This window comes from Sphingomonas sp. CFBP 13728 (assembly GCF_014841895.1).
In the GTDB taxonomy this organism is placed as follows: Bacteria; Pseudomonadota; Alphaproteobacteria; order Sphingomonadales; family Sphingomonadaceae; genus Sphingomonas.
The window spans coordinates 25786-42583 of record NZ_JACYUS010000001.1 but is presented as its reverse complement, the minus strand read 5'-3'; the positions used below and the strand labels follow the sequence as shown (position 1 = coordinate 42583).

General features: G+C 67.0%; 12 protein-coding genes. 9 read left to right on the top strand and 3 right to left on the bottom strand.

Features of this window, described 5'->3' with window-relative positions:
* Positions 1-9: 9 nt before the first annotated feature.
* Positions 10-867, bottom strand: coding sequence for a LysR substrate-binding domain-containing protein (locus IFT67_RS00165; RefSeq protein ID WP_192144577.1), 858 nt, complete (start codon positions 865-867; stop codon positions 10-12).
* Between the two features lie 228 nt (positions 868-1095).
* Between IFT67_RS00165 and IFT67_RS00160 the strand changes: the two genes are divergently transcribed.
* The 4 genes from IFT67_RS00160 (at position 1096) to IFT67_RS00145 (ending at position 6631) form a co-directional block, all read left to right on the top strand.
* On the top strand, positions 1096-1776 hold the full coding sequence (locus IFT67_RS00160) for a glutathione S-transferase family protein (RefSeq protein ID WP_192144576.1): 681 nt from the start codon (positions 1096-1098) through the stop codon (positions 1774-1776).
* A gap of 164 nt (positions 1777-1940) precedes the next feature.
* A complete protein-coding gene (locus IFT67_RS00155; RefSeq protein WP_192144575.1) occupies positions 1941-4322 on the top strand; it encodes a TonB-dependent receptor in 2382 nt (793 codons plus the stop codon).
* Between the two features lie 35 nt (positions 4323-4357).
* Positions 4358-5287 carry an ABC transporter substrate-binding protein gene (locus IFT67_RS00150; protein ID WP_192144574.1) on the top strand — a complete coding sequence of 310 codons (930 nt, stop codon included), beginning with the start codon at positions 4358-4360 and terminating at the stop codon, positions 5285-5287.
* A gap of 24 nt (positions 5288-5311) precedes the next feature.
* A complete protein-coding gene (locus IFT67_RS00145; RefSeq protein ID WP_192144573.1) occupies positions 5312-6631 on the top strand; it encodes an LLM class flavin-dependent oxidoreductase in 1320 nt (439 codons plus the stop codon).
* Here IFT67_RS00145 and IFT67_RS00140 read toward each other — a convergent pair.
* Both IFT67_RS00140 and IFT67_RS00135 read right to left on the bottom strand, forming a co-directional pair.
* A complete protein-coding gene (locus tag IFT67_RS00140) occupies positions 6621-7190 on the bottom strand; it encodes an ankyrin repeat domain-containing protein (RefSeq protein WP_192144572.1) in 570 nt (189 codons plus the stop codon). The genes IFT67_RS00145 and IFT67_RS00140 overlap by 11 nt on opposite strands.
* A gap of 68 nt (positions 7191-7258) precedes the next feature.
* On the bottom strand, positions 7259-8971 hold the full coding sequence (locus IFT67_RS00135) for a catalase (protein WP_274602655.1): 1713 nt from the start codon (positions 8969-8971) through the stop codon (positions 7259-7261).
* Between the two features lie 287 nt (positions 8972-9258).
* On the opposite strand from IFT67_RS00135, the gene IFT67_RS00130 reads away from it, so the two are divergent.
* From IFT67_RS00130 to IFT67_RS00110, 5 genes are all read left to right on the top strand, one after another.
* A complete protein-coding gene (locus IFT67_RS00130) occupies positions 9259-9573 on the top strand; it encodes a hypothetical protein (RefSeq protein ID WP_192144571.1) in 315 nt (104 codons plus the stop codon).
* A gap of 52 nt (positions 9574-9625) precedes the next feature.
* Positions 9626-10900, top strand: a complete 1275-nt coding sequence (locus tag IFT67_RS00125; protein WP_192144570.1) for a TolC family protein — start codon at positions 9626-9628, stop codon at positions 10898-10900.
* Complete coding sequence (locus IFT67_RS00120) at positions 10897-12072, top strand: efflux RND transporter periplasmic adaptor subunit (protein WP_192144569.1); 1176 nt, start codon at positions 10897-10899, stop codon at positions 12070-12072. Before IFT67_RS00125 ends, IFT67_RS00120 begins: the two co-directional genes overlap by 4 nt.
* A complete protein-coding gene (locus tag IFT67_RS00115) occupies positions 12069-15284 on the top strand; it encodes an efflux RND transporter permease subunit (RefSeq protein ID WP_192144568.1) in 3216 nt (1071 codons plus the stop codon). The genes IFT67_RS00120 and IFT67_RS00115 overlap by 4 nt, the downstream gene beginning before the upstream one ends.
* 208 nt (positions 15285-15492) lie before the next feature.
* The gene (locus tag IFT67_RS00110; protein ID WP_192144567.1) at positions 15493-16707 is read left to right on the top strand and encodes an acetyltransferase domain-containing protein; all 1215 of its coding nucleotides are present in this window, start codon (positions 15493-15495) and stop codon (positions 16705-16707) included.
* The last annotated feature ends 91 nt before the right edge of the window (positions 16708-16798 follow it).

Below are 16798 nucleotides of genomic sequence, written 5' to 3'. Positions count from 1 at the left end.
CGCGAGGGGTCAGGCGAGTTCCGGGTCGGGTACGCCCATACTCCGTACACGTTCTTCGATCAGGTCGTAGAGATGGAGCACCGCGGGCGCGAGCCGGTCTCGCCGGCGGAGGACGTAGGAGACCGACGGCAGCGTCGGCAGCACCTGCCCAGTGATCTCGGGTAGCCCCTCGAACAGATCCGTACGGCACGTGATGCCGACCCCGCTGCGTACCGCGGCGCGCAGGACCGAAAGGCTCGGCGTCTCGACCACCAGTTGATAGGGTCGGCCCGCTGCATCGAGCGCCGCGATCGCCGCATCCCGAAAGCGACACGGTCGTTCGAGAACCGCGAGCGGGATCGTTTCGCGCGCCGGTAGGCCGGCATTCCCGAACCAGCGCATCGGTTCCTCGCGGATCGCGGTCAGATCCCCTGCCACGCCCATGCCGAGGATGATGTCGAGCCGGTCGCTGTCGAGCAGGTCGAGCAGCTGCGGCGTGCCACCGACCCGTACTTCGAGCCGCGCGTCGGGATGCAGCGCCACGAGCTGCGCCAGCAAGCCCTGCAACAGCGTTTCGGCGAAATCCTGGACGAATCCGATCCGCACGGGTCCCGCCAGTGCATCGCCGGTGAGCGTGGCGACGATCGAATCGTTGAGCGCCAGCATCTCGCGCGCCAGTACCAGAACGTCGTCGCCCTGCGTGGTCAACACGAGCCGCCGCCCCTCTCGACGGAACAACCGGATCTGCAGCAGCTCCTCCAGGCGCTTGATCTGCAAGCTAATCGCGGGCTGGCTGAGGAACACGCGCTCCGATGCGCGCAACATCGACCCGCCATCGACCACCGCCACGAAACTGCGCAACACATCGATAGGGAGATTGAGGGCCATGCCGCACTCATAAGCCCAATCAATCAGGACAGTGAGCAAATCTATATTGATCGGATAGGAGTTAAGCTGTTGTTGGCGCCATACGCACTGGCATCCCGCCGGCGTCGGAGGCGACATGACGATAGCTGGACCGTCTGACAAACGACCACCGCCGCAACATTCGCGCAGATCGCAGCCCGTATCGGCGACCTACGCGCGATCGGCGGCTTCGAACCCCGGCACTCTCCCATGACGGCCCCCATCCCGCTCGCGGGTTCGACCGCCTCGTCGATTTCGCTCTACTTCGCCCCTAACAGTTCGGCATTCGCACCGCTCGTTCTGCTCGAGGAGGCCGATGCCGAATACCGGGCCGTCTCCATCAGTCTCGCAACCGGCGAGCAGCATGGTCCGGCCTATCGAGCGATCAATCCACAAGGCCGCGTCCCAACGCTCGTCGTCGACGGTACGCCGATTCCGGAGGTCGTCGCGATCGTGACGTGGATCGCGCATCGCTATCCGGGGGCAGAGATACTCCCCGCCGATCCCGTCGACCGTGCACAGGCCTATGCCTTGATGAGCTGGATCGCGAGCACGGTGCATGTCGCGCTGGCGCAGATACGGCGTCCCGAACGCTACGCCGACGATCCGTCGATCCGTGCCGCGCTCGAGGCACCGGGCCGCGCAGCCTTCGCCGCGGCGCTCGCCGATCTGGAAGCCCGATCGAACGCCACGTCGTCGCCCTACCTGATCGGCGACCGGTTCGGCGCGGTCGATGCCTATGCGCTGGTCGTTCGTCGCTGGGCGGACGGCCTCGGTCTGGATCGCACCGGTTTCGCAAGCTTCGCCGATCGCACCGACGCGCTGTTCGAACACGCATCGGTGCGCAGGGCCCGCAACCGCGAGACGCTCACACTCTCGGCCGCAGCCTGAAAGGATGGTGACGACCGACCTCGGCCGTCCCGAGCAGCGGGCCGACTAGCCGACCTGCTGCGCCTCGCACCGACACATACCTCGCCCCGCGGCAGCCGCCACGGGGAACGGAGACGCACGTCCGATCAACGGCGGCGCTCCCACCGCAAAATCAGGGATCATCAATGCACGCTCGCCATTATCAAACCGTTGCTTCGAGCCTTGCGGTGCTGATCGCCATGACCGCGTCCGGGATCGCCCAGGCGGCTGACAGGGCGAAGGAGCCGGCCAACGCCACGACCGCGCTGCCGTCACCTGCGGACGCTGCTGCCGACGCGCCCAACGACGACATCGTGGTGACCGCCCGCTACAAGAACGAGACGCTGCAGACCGTGCCGATCGCGATCACGGCGTTGTCGTCGGCGCAGATCGAAGCAGTGGGTGGGCAGACCAGCCTCAAGACGCTTGCCGTCTTCGCGCCCAGCGTCAGCATCCAGGGCTTCAGCGGCCGCAACCAGACGATCACGATCCGCGGCCTCGGCACCGACTCGGGCGGTACCAACGACGGACTGGATCAGGGCGTCGGTCTCTACATCGATGGCGTCTATCGACCACGCACGGGCACGGTCATCAACGACCTGCTCGATCTCGACAGCGTGCAGGTGCTGCGCGGTCCACAGGGCACGCTGTTCGGCAAGAACACCGTTGCAGGCGCGATCGACGTCCGCACCAAGCTGCCGAGCTTCGCGCCCGAGTTCGCGTCCGACATCACCTACGGCAATCACAACTACATGCGCGCGCAGGCGTCCGCGTCGGGCGGGCTCACCGACACGCTCGCGCTGCGCCTGAGCGGCCTGGTCAGCGCGCGCGACGGTCTGGTCTACAACACCACCCAGCATCAGGACTGGGACAATTACGAGAACGTCGCGGTCAAGGCCGACCTGCTGTGGAAGCCCAGCACCGCGCTGACCTTTCGCCTGACCGGAGACTATGCGCGCCAGACCGGCAATATGGGCTTCTATCTCTCCGGCCAGGTGCTTCCCACCACCCGCGACAACGGGGTGCCCGTAAAGGGGTTTTACCAGCACGCCACGGAGGTCGGCTACACGCCGATCGCAATCGATCCCTATCGTCGCCAGACCGATATCAACGGGTCGCAGGCGATACGAATGCCGAGTGGCGGCGTCACCGCGCGGATCGACGCGACGCTCGGCGGGCATACGCTGACCTCGATCACCGCGGGGCGCTTCTGGAAGTGGATTCCCAATTGGGACGGCGACCAGTTCGGCGCCGACGTGCTGGGTCAGGCAACCGTCGCGACGGACCAGAAGCAGTTCAGTCAGGAACTCCGCCTCACCTCACCGAGTGGCGGCAGCATCGAATACACCGCCGGCCTGTATTATTTCTGGCAACGCGCGGACCTGACGCAGGAATTGTCGTTCGGGAAGGACGCCGCCAAATGGTATCTTGGCGCCGCAGCACCCGATGCGCTGCTGAACGGCCTCGATACGTTCAGCTATCTCAACCCCTCGACCAACAGCTACGCCTCCTATGGGCAGGCGACGTGGCACGTCACGCCGAGCACCAGCCTGACCGGCGGGCTGCGCTATACCTATGAAAAGAAGGCGGGCAGTTACGATGCGGTACAGGTCGGCACGCCTGCGCCGATCTCCAGCCTGCCCGTCGCCTATCAGGCGACCGCCGCCGCGGTCCGCGCCGCCTATGCCCCGTCCGGCGGTGCGTACGAAGCCAGCCGATCGAAGGGGACGGTGTCCTGGCTGCTCAGCGCCAACCAGGACATCGGCGACGACGTCCACGCCTATGCCAGCTACTCGCGTGGCTATAAGTCGGCGGGGATCAATCTCGTCCGCCAGAGCGCGGGCATCAACATCTTCGTCGAGCCGGAAAAAGTCAATTCGTACGAGGTTGGGTTCAAGACGCAGTTCCTCGATCGCCGCGTGCAGTTCAACACCGCCTTGTTCTGGACGATCGACCAGAACTACCAGGCCAATCTCTACGACGTCTCGAACCGGATCAGCTATCTTGGCAACGCGGGCAAGGTGCGCAGTCGCGGCGTCGAGGTCGATCTGCGCGCCAGTGTCGCGCGCGGATTGACGTTCAGCGGCTCCGGCAGCTTCACCGATGCCAAGTATCTCCGATACACCAATGCGATCTGCCCGTTCCTGCAATCGTACCAGCCGTCGTGCGACATTTCGGGCCAGCGCCTGTCCGGGACCTCGAAATGGGCGGGCGCAGTGCAGGCCCGCTACGAGGTGCCGGTCAGCGATCGGCTGATCGGCTATACCGCCGCGGACGCCAGCTATCGCTCGTCGTTCTTCTCGGCGGTGAACGACGATCCGTTCTCACGCATCAAGGGCTATGCGCTGGTCGGCGCGCAGTTCGGGCTGCGCGCCGCCGACGGTCCATGGGACGTTTCGGTCTGGGGCCGCAACCTGTTCGACAAGGACTATCTGGTCACCTCCACGGTCAACGCGACCTGGGGAATCACGCAGGTCGGCGTCGGCGAACCGCGCACCTACGGCGTCACGCTGCGCACGCGCTTCTGACCGTGCATCTCCCTCTCAAACCTCAGGATACCGCCATGCTCGACCTGCGTCTCACCCGCCGGACCAGTTTCGCTGTCGCAGCGGCAGGCCTGCTCGCCGCCTGCACGAAGGCCACCGCCCGGACACTCGTGATCGGCGACCAGCGCGGCGGGGTGCAGGCGCTGCTCACGGCATCGGGCGAGCTGAAGGACGTGCCGTATCCGATCGAATGGGCGCAGTTCCCCAACGCGGCGCCGCTGATCGAGGCCCTCGCCGCGGGCGCGATCGATACCGGCGTCGGCGGCGATGCGCCGTTCATCTTCAGCCTGCAATCCAACGCCGGCGTGAAGGCGATCGCGGCGTTCCGATCACAGGGCCCTTCGACCACCATCCTGGTCCCCGGCAGATCGTCGATCCACGCGTTCGACGATCTGCTCGGCAAGCGCGTCGCCACGCCGCGCGGTTCGATCGGCCATCACCTGCTGCTCGCCGGCTTGCAGCGCGCAGGCAAACCGTTCGACGCGATCGACATCAAGTTCCTGTCACCGGCGGACGGTCGTGCCGCACTGACCAGCGGCTCGGTCGATGCCTGGTCGATCTGGGATCCCTATGCGGCGATCGGCGAACTCAGCGACGGCCTGCGCATCCTTCCGGTCGATCGCGACCTGGCGCCCGGGATCGGTTTCGTCTTCGGCACCGAAGCCGCGCTGCGCGACAAGCGATCGCAACTGGCGGACCTTGCCGCCCGATTCGCCCGTGCCCGCCGCTGGGCCGAAACGCACCGCGAGGCCTATGCGCGGATGCTGACGCAGCAGACCGGCGTGCCGATCGAGGCGACGCGGCGCTACATCGGCCGCAGCGTGAACGTACCCGTGCCGATCAACCCGGCACTGATCGCCGAGGAACAGGGCATCGCCGACCTGTTCCATGCCGCCGGCCTGCTCGCGAAGCCGGTGCAGGTCGCACCGCATTTCGCGCAACTCTGACACCCGACGGCGAAGGACCTTCCCATGACCAAGCGACAGTTGAAACTCGGGCTCGTGACGACCGGCGTCGGTGGGCCCGGCGACAGCAACCGGTGGCTCGATCCCGAGATCCCCGTGGATGCGAGCGTGAACATCGACTGGTATATCGATATCGTCCGCCAGGCCGAGACGGCGAAGTTCGATCTCGTCTTCATCGTCGACAGCCAGTTCATCACCGCGGATTCGCCGCCGCACTATCTGAACCGGCTGGAGCCGCTGACGTTGCTGTCCGCGCTCGCCGTCGCGACCAGCCATATCGGTCTCGTCGGAACGCTGACGACCTCGTACAACGATCCGTACAACCTCGCGCGCCGGCTGGCGTCGCTCGACCTGATCAGCAAGGGTCGCGCCGGGTGGAACGTGGTGACCACCGGCGATGCCGGCACCGCGGGCAATTACGGGCGCGACGAGCATTACGACTATGCCACGCGCTACGGCCGCGCGTTCGAATATCTCGATGTCGTGCGCGGGTTGTGGCGATCGTACGAGGACGGCGCGCTCGTCCGCGACCGCGACACCGGGGTCTTTCTCGACAAGACCAAGCTCCATGCGCTGAACCACAAGGGCGAACATTTTTCGGTCGTCGGCCCGCTCAACATCCAGCGTTCACCGCAAGGCGAACCCGTGATCTTCCAGGCCGGCGATTCCGAACAGGGCCGTGATCTCGGCGCGAAAGTGGCCGATGCCATCTTCACGCACGCGAGGACGATCGAGCAGGGCCAGGCCTTCTACGCCGACCTCAAGGATCGCGCAGCACGGCACGGCCGCGATCCCGACGCCCTCGTCATCCTGCCCGGCTTCACGATCACGATCGGCGACACGGACGAGGACGCACGCGAGATCCAGCGCGCGCACCGACGCGCCGACCAGAGCTTCGACCAGACGCTGGCAGAATTCGGTCGCGCGTTCGGCTGGCACGATTTCCGCCAGTACGATCTCGATGTGCCGTTTCCGGCGGCGGCGCTCGATCATGCAAAGACCAGCTTCTTCACGCAGGCCAAGCGCATCACCGAGATCGCGGTCGCGCGCGGTTTCTCGTTGCGGGACACGATCGAGTTCGTCCGCGATCAGCACACCGGGCCGTTCGTCGGATCGGCTGAAACGGTGGCCGCCGAGATCGCCCGCTGGTTCGAGGGGCGGGCGTTCGACGGGATCAACGTCCATGCCGGTCACCCCAGCCAGTTCAGGCGGTTCACCCAGGAGGTCGTGCCGCTCCTGCAACGGCGGGGGCTGTTCCGTACGCAGTACGAAGACACGACCCTGCGCGGCAATCTTGGTCTTGCCGCTCCGACCCTCAGCGCTTGACCCGTGCCGCCATCGGGGAATTGCCCTGATCCGCCGCCACCGAACTTGCCGAACGACCGGCGGCATCCTGGATCGTGCGGTCGGCGCCGGCCGCCAGCAGCATGTCGACCTGGCGCGTCCGGTTGAAGAGCGAGGCCATCATCAAGGCCGTCTGCCCGGCATTGTTGCGGGCGTTGACGTCGCATCCCGCCTTCAGCAGGCGCGCGGCGATCGCGTCCTCGCCCTTGAACGCCACGCCCATCTGCGCGGTATTGCCCTGGTCGCGATCCGGGCGGCAGGCGTTCGCGCCCTTGGCGATCAGCGCATCGACCGTCGAAAGCTGCCCGTTATACGCGGCCAGGATCAACGGCGTGAAACCGCGATCGTCATAGGCATTGATGTCCGCGCCGGCCTTGAGCAGCGGATCGATCATGTCGGTTCGGCCAAGTCGGGCCGCGTCGAACAGCAATTGCTGACGACGTTCCGGCGATGGCGCGGCAACCAGAGGCGATGCGGGGCGATTGGCAGGCGCCGCTTGCGGGGCGGCAACGGCGGCGATCGCCGCGAGGAATATCAGCATCGTCTGTCTCGTTTCTTGAGAGGCATGCGGCAGGGGGCACGGATCACGCCGCGCCCCCTGCCCCGCGTTCAGCGACGCGTCGTCTGCGCCGGGGTCTGCGCCGGGTTGGCGGCGCGGTATTCCGCGGCGGCGCGCGACACGTCCGCCATCGGTACGTTGACCGCGGTTGCGAGGCGCGTGCCGAAGTCCGGGTCGGCCTGGTAGAAGTAGCTGACCATGATCGTCTTCGTGCGCGCCGAGGTCACGACGTTCAGGTCGCCCGCCAGATTGGTGACGAGATCGGTCCGGTCCTGCGGCTTCAGCGCACGGTAGAACGCGCCCGCCTGTGCGAAATTGTCGGTCTTCGAGATCGGCTTGGCATCGACCACCGCGTCGACCTTGTAGGTCGACTGGCGATACCCCGCCGCGGTCGTCTTCGCGGCGGTCTGCGCCGGGAAGTAGTTCACGTCCGAAGACCGCGTGCCGTGATCGAGCGTACCGTCCTGGTAGTTGTTCACCACCGGCGCGCGCGGCCGGTTGACCGGCAGCTGGAGCGCGTTGGCGCCAAGCCGGTAGCGCTGCGTATCGGCGTACGAGAACAGCCGCCCCTGCAGCATCCGGTCGGGCGACGCCTCGATCCCCGGCACCATGTTCGACGGTGCGAACGCCGACTGCTCGGTCCATTCGAAGAAATTGTCGGGCACCTTGTTCAGCACCATCTCGCCGACCTTCTTGAATGGCACGTCGAGCCATTCCTTGGTGTCGTCGAACGGGTTGTACGACAGCTTGGCGAACTCCGACGCCTTCATCGTCTGCACCATCAGGTCCCAGGTCGGGAAATTGCCCTTGGCGATCTCGCCGTACAGGTCGTCGGTGAGGTAGTTCCACGATGCGGTCGCGACCTGTGCGCCGTTGAGGTTCTTCACGCCCTGGCGGCTGATCCAGCGGAACTTGGCGAAGATCGTCTCGCCCTGTGCATTGACCAGCTTGAACGCATGGACGCCGTTGCCGTCCATCGTCCGGTACGACGCGGGCGTGCCGAGGTTCGAATAGACGTGCGCGAGCATGTTGGTCGCCTCGGGCGTCGCCGAGAAGAAGTCGAAAAGGCGGTTCGGATCCTGCTTGTTGGTGATCGGCGAGGGCTTCAACGAATGGATCATGTCCGGAAACTGGATCGCGTCGCGGATGAAGAAGATCGGCAGGTTGTTGCCGACCAGATCCCAGTTGCCTTGATCGGTGTAGAACTTAGTCGCGAAGCCGCGCGGGTCGCGCATGCCCTCGGGGCTGCCCGACGGGTGAATCACGGTCGAGAAGCGGACGAACACCGGGGTCTGCTTGCCGGGTACGAACAGCGACGCGCTGGTGATGTCGGCGATGCTCGCGGTCGCGGTGAACTGGCCGAGCGCACCGGTGCCGCGCGCGTGGACGACGCGCTCGGGGATACGCTCGCGGTCGAACCGGGCGAGCTTCTCGATCAGCGTCGTGTCTTCGAGCACGACCGGGCCGAGATCGCCCGCCGCCTTCGAGTGACGGTTCTCGCCGATCGGCGCGCCGTTGTCGCGCGTCATCTGCGGTGCCGCCGTGCTGCCGGCATTGCCCTTCGCGTCGACGGTGCCGGCGACGCCGGCCTGTGCGAGCGGGGGCTTGCCGGCCGAGACGGGTGCGGCGGCGGTGGTCATGCGGGTTTCAGCCTGCGTCTCGGACGGTGCCACCTGCGCCGCAGCCGGCAGCGCGATCGCGTTCGCCGAAACGGCGGCAAGCAAAATCGCGACCGCAGCCGTGCGGCTTTCAAAACTCTTCATCGGAACCCCTTGTTTATGCCCGCGACATTCGCCGGCACGACCGCGCAGACGGCGCGTTGCGAGGCTCATGGTCGAGCGGCCCAGCCCGTCCAAACAGGGATTTGTGATCACACCCATCGAGCCCCTCACTCGATCCCGTTTCCGGATCTACCTGCGCTCCGCGACGTGACCGGCGTTTTCCACGGGCCCTAGCCGGCCGTGGGTGCCATATCGAGTTCGGCCTTGCTGCGCTGCCGCACGTCGCTTACGCTACCGATGTGACTGCCCACCGTTCCAGGACCGCCTTGATGGCGACTCTGCTAGCGTTTCTTGCCGTGCTGGGGATGAGTGCGCTCGGCGGATGGCATGCCGCGACGTTCCATATCGACGAGACGGCACTGACGATCTCCGCGGACCATGTTCACGTCGCGGATGTGATGGACGATCACGACGACAACGTCGTGCATGTCGCCGCGCATGCCGTCAGCCATGCATTCGGGATCCCCGCCAATACCGCGCCGTCGGTCCAGCTCGCCCGTGTCGTTCTGGCATGGCGGACGATCGACAGTATCCTGCCTGCGGGAACCGGCCCGACGTCACCGTTGCGCCCCCCACGAGTCTGAGCCGCGCGCGCCAGGAGGCGTGCCAGGATTCACTCGTGCAGGATGACAATGGATGAACGATATTCTCGGCCGGTGGCGCATGCGTGCGCTTGCCGGTTCGTTCGTGGCGCTCAGCGCTGCGGGCCTGGCGGGGACGGGTGTGGCGTGCGCCGATCCCGCGCCCCCCTTCGCGGTGCTTCTGCGCCAGACCGCGGCCTCGCCGAGGGTCGCGATCCTCGACGCGGGAGTCGAGCAGGCCGAGGGGCTCGCCGAACAGGCGCGCGCGCGGCCCAACCCCTCGATCAGCGTGTATGGCGAGAATTTCGGCGGCTCGTCGCCCTATGGCGGGTTCGGCCGGACCGAGACGACGCTGCAGTACAACCACCCGTTCGAGCTGGGCGGCAAGCGTGCCTCGCGGATCGAGGCAGGGCGGGCCGGCGTCGCCGCAGCGCGCGCGCGCGGCGTCGAAGGGCGTGTCGCCTATGCCTATGAGCTGGCCCGCGCCTATGCCGGCGCGGAGATCGCCGATCGCCGGATCGCACTGGCCGAGGACGAGGTCGAGGAAGCCACCGCCGACCTGAAGGTGGCGAGAGCACTGGTCGCGGCCGGCAAGGAAGCACGGCTTCGCCAGCTCCGCGCCGAGACCGACCTGAACGCGCTGCAATCCGACCTGGAGGCGGCGAAGGCCGGGCGGACCGTGGCGTTCGCGCAGCTGTCGGCACTGGCGGGGATCGAGACACCCTATACGAGCCTGTCGGAATCGCTGCTCGACCGGCTTGCGGCCCGCCCCTCGACCGGCCCGATCGATCTGCTCGCCACCGTCTCGGTTCGGGCCGCGCAGGCCGACCGCGATGCGGCGGAACGGCGGATCGTCGTCGAACGCAAGCGCGCTTTGCCCGACGTGACCGCGCAGATCGGCGTGCGTCGGCTCGAGATCGACAATGCGACCGCGGTCGTTGCGGGCATCTCGTTGCCGCTCGCCATCTTCGATCGCAACCGCGGCAACATCGCCGCCGCCGAAGCCGAGTTCCGCGGTGCCGAGGCCCGTGCCCAGGTCGTGCGGCTCGATGCGCGCGCGGCCGCCGGTTCGGCTCAAGCGCTGATCGACTCGGCCGATCGTCGGGCCGCCGCCGCCGACCGGACGCTCGCCACGGCCGAGGAGACATACCGGCTGGCCCGGATCGCGTATGAGGCGGGCAAATCGCCGCTGATCGAACTGCTCGCCGCCCGCCACGGGCTGGGCGTGGCGCGGGGCGTCATCCTCGACGCCGCCGCCGCCCGCCTCGACGCCCGCGCCGGCTTCGCCCGCCTGTCGGGCCGCACCATCACCGGAGACTTGCTCCCATGACCAAGACCCGTCTCTACGCCGGTACCGCCCTCGCCTTGGCGGCCGCCGCCGCGCTGGGGTTCGGCGCCGCACGCCTGACCACGCCGGCTCCAACGGCGCCTCCGACCGAAGCCGCCGCAACGCCGCCTGCGTCCGGCGATACCGTACCGATCACCGCGGAAGCGATCCGCATCTCCGAGATCGGCGTCGCCCCCGCCGCCTCTGGCGAGCTCGATGCCGCGATCCCCGCGTCTGCCACCGTCGAGGCGACACCCGATGCCGAGGCGATACTGACCGCACGGGCGGCGGGCACCGTCACGCGGATTCTCAAGCGGATCGGCGATCCGGTGCGCGTGGGCGAGACGATCGCGCTGGTCGAAAGCCGCGAAGCGTCGTCGATCGCCGCCGATCGCAGCGCCGCGTCGGCACGCGTGACGCTCGCCGGTCGCCAGTTGGTCCGCGAACGATCGTTGCTCGCCCAAGGCGTCAGCCCGCGTGCGGACTATGAATCGGCAGAAGCCAACCTCGCCGTCGCGCAGGCCGATGCGCGGCGCGCAAGTGCTGCGGCAGGTGCGGCGCGGGTCACCGGCGACGGACGATCGGTCGCCGTCGCCAGCCCGATCACCGGCCGGATCACCGCCGCGCCTGCCAGTCTTGGCCAGTATGTCGCGGCCGAAACCGCGCTGTTCCGCGTCGCCGATCCGCGACGTCTGCAGATCACCGCCAACGTTCCGCCCGCCGACGCGGGTCGCGTTCGTACGGGCGACCGCGTGGAACTCACCACCAACGATGGGCGGACGATCGCAGGACGGGTCCGCTCGGATACCGGCGTCGTCGATCCCGAGACGCGCGCCGCGACGATCGTCATCGTACCGACGGCCGTCATCGTACCGGCTGGGGGGGACGCGACGCTCGTGCCGGGGCAACTCGTCCAGGCGCGAATTTTCGCGAGCGGCGGTGCTACGCGGGGCGGCGTGATGGTGCCGCAGGATGCGGTCCAGACGATCGGCAACCGGACGGTGGTGTTCGTCAGGACTTCCGCCGGCTTCAAGGCGCAGACGGTCCAGGTCGGCGCACGCAGCGGTGGGCTCGTCGCGATCGTATCCGGACTCGCCGCGGGCACGCCGATCGCGACGAGCAACGCGTTCCTGCTGAAGGCCGAACTCGGCAAGAACGAGGGGGGCGAGGAATGATCGCGCGCATCCTCGGCCTCTCGGTCCGCGGCCGCTGGTTCGTCGCGTTCCTGACCGCGCTCGTCGTCGCGTTCGGCGCATGGCAGATCACCAAGCTGCCGATCGACGCGGTGCCGGATGTCACCAACCGGCAGGTCCAGATCAGCACATTCGCACCCACGCTGGGGCCCGTAGATATCGAGAAACAGGTCACCTTCCCGGTCGAAACCGCGCTGGCGGGAATTCCGGGGCTCGAAATGACCCGGTCGATCAGCCGCAACGGGTTCAGCCAGATCACCGCCGTGTTCACCGACGCGACGGACATCTATTTCGCCCGGGCGCAGGTGACCGAGCGATTGGCGCAGGCGCGCGACAGTCTTCCCGCGACCGTCCAGCCACGGCTCAGCCCGCTCGCCACCGGGCTCGGCGAGATCTTCATGTATTCGGTCGCGTATAATCACCCCGACGGCAAGGGTGACGAACACCGCGCGGGCAAACCAGGCTGGCAACCCGGTGGCGCGTATCTCACCCCAGAGGGCGAGCGGCTCACCACCGAACTCGAAAAGGCGGCGTATCTGCGCACCGTGCAGGACTGGATCATCCGTCCGCAGATGCGCGGCGTGGCGGGTGTCGCGGGTGTCGATTCGAACGGCGGCTATGTGAAGCAATATGTCGTCGAGCCGAACCTCAACGCGCTGTCGACGTATGGCCTGTCGGTCACCGCACTCGCCGATGCGCTCGAACGTGCCAACGTCTCGGCCGGCTCGAACTACATCCGTCGCGCCGGCGAGAGCTTCCTCGTCCGTGCCGACGCCCGGCTGAAATCGGTCGCCGATATCGAGAATGCGGTGGTCGCGACGCGCGGCGGCAACCCGGTGCGCGTCCGCGACGTCGGCCAGGTCGTGATCGGCGGCGCAGTCCGGACCGGATCGGGCAGCCTGATGGGCTCCGAAGCGGTCATCTCGACGATCCTGATGCTGACCGGCGAGAACAGCCGCGTCGTCGCGACCCGCGTTGCCGACAAGCTGGTCGCGATCAACCGCGTCCTGCCACCCGACGTCACCGCGCAGCCGGTCTACAACCGCTCGAAGCTGGTCAATGCGACGATCGCGACCGTCGAGAAGAACCTGATCGAAGGCGCGCTGCTCGTCATCGTCATCCTGTTCCTGCTGCTCGGCAATGTCCGCGCGGCGCTGATCACCGCAGCGGTCATCCCGATCACGATGCTGATGACCGCGGCGGGGATGAACGGCCTCGGTGTCTCGGGCAATCTGATGAGCCTCGGCGCGCTCGACTTCGGGCTCATCGTCGATGGTGCGGTGATCATCGTCGAGAACGCGCTGCGCCGCCTCGCCGAGCGGCAGGAGCATGAGGGGCGATTGCTGAGCCGCGCCGAGCGGATGGAGGAAACGACGCTCGCCGCGCAGGAGATGGTCAAGCCGACCGTTTACGGCCAGGCGATCATCTTCCTCGTGTTCGTGCCGCTGCTCACCTTCCAGGGAGTCGAGGGCAAGACCTTCGCGCCGATGGCGATCACGCTGATGGTCGCGCTGGCGTCGGCGTTCATACTGTCGCTGACGTTCGTGCCGGCGATGATCGCGCTGGTCGTGACCGCCAAGGTCAGCGAAACCGAGGTCAGGCCGATCCGCTGGTTCAAGGCCAGATACGCGCCGATCCTGGATAAGGCGGTCGCCCGCCCCGTGCCGTTCGTGCTGGGCGGCGTCGGCGTGTTCGTCGCCGCGGTACTGATGTTCGGAATGCTCGGCGAGGAGTTCATGCCGCAGCTCGACGAGAAGGACATCACCGTCACGAACTTCCGCGTACCCTCCGCCTCGATCGACCAGTCGACGCAGATGCAACTGCGGATCGAGGATGCGCTGAAATCGCTGCCGGAAGTGGCGCTGGTGTTCTCGAAGAACGGCAACGCCGATCTCGGCACCGATCCGATGCCGCCCAACGCGTCCGACACGTACGTCATTCCCAAGCCGCAGCGCGAATGGCCCGAGGGCGTGACCAGCAAGGCCGACATCCTCGCGCGGATCGAGGCGAAGATGAAGCCGCTGATCGGCAACCGCACCGAGATCCAGATGCCGATCCAGATGCGCTTCAACGAATTGATCGCGGGCGTCCGCTCCGACGTCGCGGTCAAGCTGTACGGCGACGATCTGGAGGCGATGACCGAACAGGGGGCAAGGATCGCCGCGGCGCTGCGGACGATCCCGGGAGCGGCGGACGTCCAGGCCGAACAGACAGACGGTGCGCCGACCTTCGATATCCAGGTCGATCGCCAGGCGGCCGGGCGCTATGGCCTGCCCGTCGAGGAGGTCGCGAACACCGTTGCCGCGGCTCTCGGTGGGCGCGAGGCGGGCGTGCTGTTCGAAGGCGATCGGCGGTTCGACGTCGTCGTCCGCCTGCCCGATGCCCAACGCGATGACATCGAGACGCTGGGATCGATCCCGGTGATGCTGCCGGCGGTGGACGGCCAGTCGGCACGCTCGATCCCGCTGCGTGAGGTCGCGCGGTTCCGCTATACCGAGGGACTGAACCAGATCAGCCGCGAGAACGGCAAGCGGATGGTCGTCATCCAGGCGAATGTCCGCGGCCGCGATCTGGGCGGATTCGTGACCGAGGCGCAGGGCAAGGTGGCTGCCATCACCCTGCCGCCCGGCATGTATACGCAGTGGGGCGGCACCTTCGAAAGCCTGCAATCCGCACGGCTCAGGTTGGCGATCGTCGTGCCGATCTGCTTCGTGCTGATATATGCGCTGCTCTACATGGCGCTGGGCGGTTTCGTCCCGGCAGCGATCGTGTTCAGCGCGGTGCCGATGGCGTTGGCGGGCGGCGTGTTCGCGCTGCTGCTGCGCGGCATCCCGTTCTCGATCACCGCGGCGGTCGGGTTCATCGCGCTGTCGGGCGTCGCCGTCCTCAACGGCCTCGTGATGATGAGCGCGATCCGCAAACGTCGTGACGATGGCGAAGGCGACGACGCGGCCGTCGTCGGCGGCGCCATGGAGCGTGTCCGCCCGGTATTGATGACCGCGCTCGTGGCGAGTCTGGGCTTCGTACCGATGGCGCTGGCGACCGGCACCGGCGCGGAGGTCCAGCGACCGCTCGCGACCGTCGTCATCGGCGGGCTCGTCACCTCCACCATCCTGACGCTGCTCGTGCTCCCGGCCATCACCGTGCTGGCGGCGAGACTGGTTCGACGAAGGGACAGGCTCGCCGAGGCCTGATAGCGTTCGATCCGACGAGCCGGGCACCTATCGAGCGGGATACGGCGTGGCGTCCGGTCCTGCCGCACCCGGCGGGAATCGCGCACGCGGCGCTTCCCTCGATCGAGCGATCGGGAATTCGGTGCTTCCAGAAGGCCTCCCCGCACAATACTGCGTATCGCTGCCGCGAGCCGCGGTGATTTCCGGGTGATCCGGTTTGGAGGCGAGCATGGCGAGCTTGGCAGGCGAGACGACGGCGGCCGTATCCGCAACGACGCGCGGCCCCGCCGCCGCCCCCGCTGCGACGGCGACTGCAACCGGGCGGTTGATGAGCATCGATGCGCTGCGTGGGCTCGTCATGCTGCTCATGCTGCTCGATCACCTGCGCGAGACGTGGGTCCTGTACATGCCCGTCAGCGATCCGGTCGATGCCCGGACCGTCATGCCCGCGCTCTTCTTCACGCGCATCACCAGCACGTTGTGCGCACCGGTCTTCGTCGCGCTGACCGGGCTGTCGGCGTATCTGTACGGCCAGAAACACACGCGGGCCGAAACATCCGCGTTCCTGCTCAAGCGCGGGCTGTTCCTGATAGTCCTCGAACTGACCTTCGTGAACTTATCGTGGCGCGCCGAACTGCCGTTCCAGTTCGTGTTCCTTCAGGTCATCTGGGCGATCGCGCTGTGCATGATCGCGCTCGCCGCACTGCTGCATCTGCCACGTAGGGCGATCCTGATGCTGGGGCTGGCCATCGTCGGCGCGCACAACCTGCTCGACGGGATCGTCCTGCCGCCCGATCACCCGCTCTACGTGCTGTGGGGCGTCGTTCACGAGCGATCGGTGACGCAGTTCCTCGGCATGACCGTCAAGATCAACTATCCGGTGCTACCCTGGATCGGCGTGATCTGCCTCGGCTGGTCGATCGGTCCCTGGTTCACGACCTTGGCCGCGAACGAGCGGCGGCGGCGGCTGACGATACTCGGCATCGCGATGGTCGTCGGCTTCACGCTTTTGCGGCTGCTCAACATCTACGGCGATACGCCGTGGTTCGTGGTGCCGGGCGATCGCCTGCGCACCCTCATGAGCTTTCTGGCACTGACCAAATATCCCCCTTCGCTGCTGTTCCTGCTGCCGACTCTCGGAATCGGCGCGATCCTGCTCGGTGTCTTCGAGAGGCTGGAAGGCCGGCGTGTATCGCGTTGGCTGTCGGTACTCGGCGGTGCGCCGATGTTCTTCTACCTCTTCCACCTCTATCTGCTGCGGATCCTCTATCTGGCCGCACTGGCGATCTTCGGACCCAATCACGGTGCGATCTTCGGCTTCGATTCGCTCGCCTGGGTATGGGTCTGTTTCGCGGCACTGATCGTGCCGCTCTATTTTCCGACCCGCTGGTTTTCCGCGCTGAAGCGGCGCCGCAAGGATATCTGGTGGCTGAAATACCTGTGAGAGACCGGGTGCGGGCGGGGCCAGACGGTCCCGGCCTGCGCACCCGCTTCGATTGCGTGAGGGTTTGCCGCCTGCCCCGCGTATGACAGGG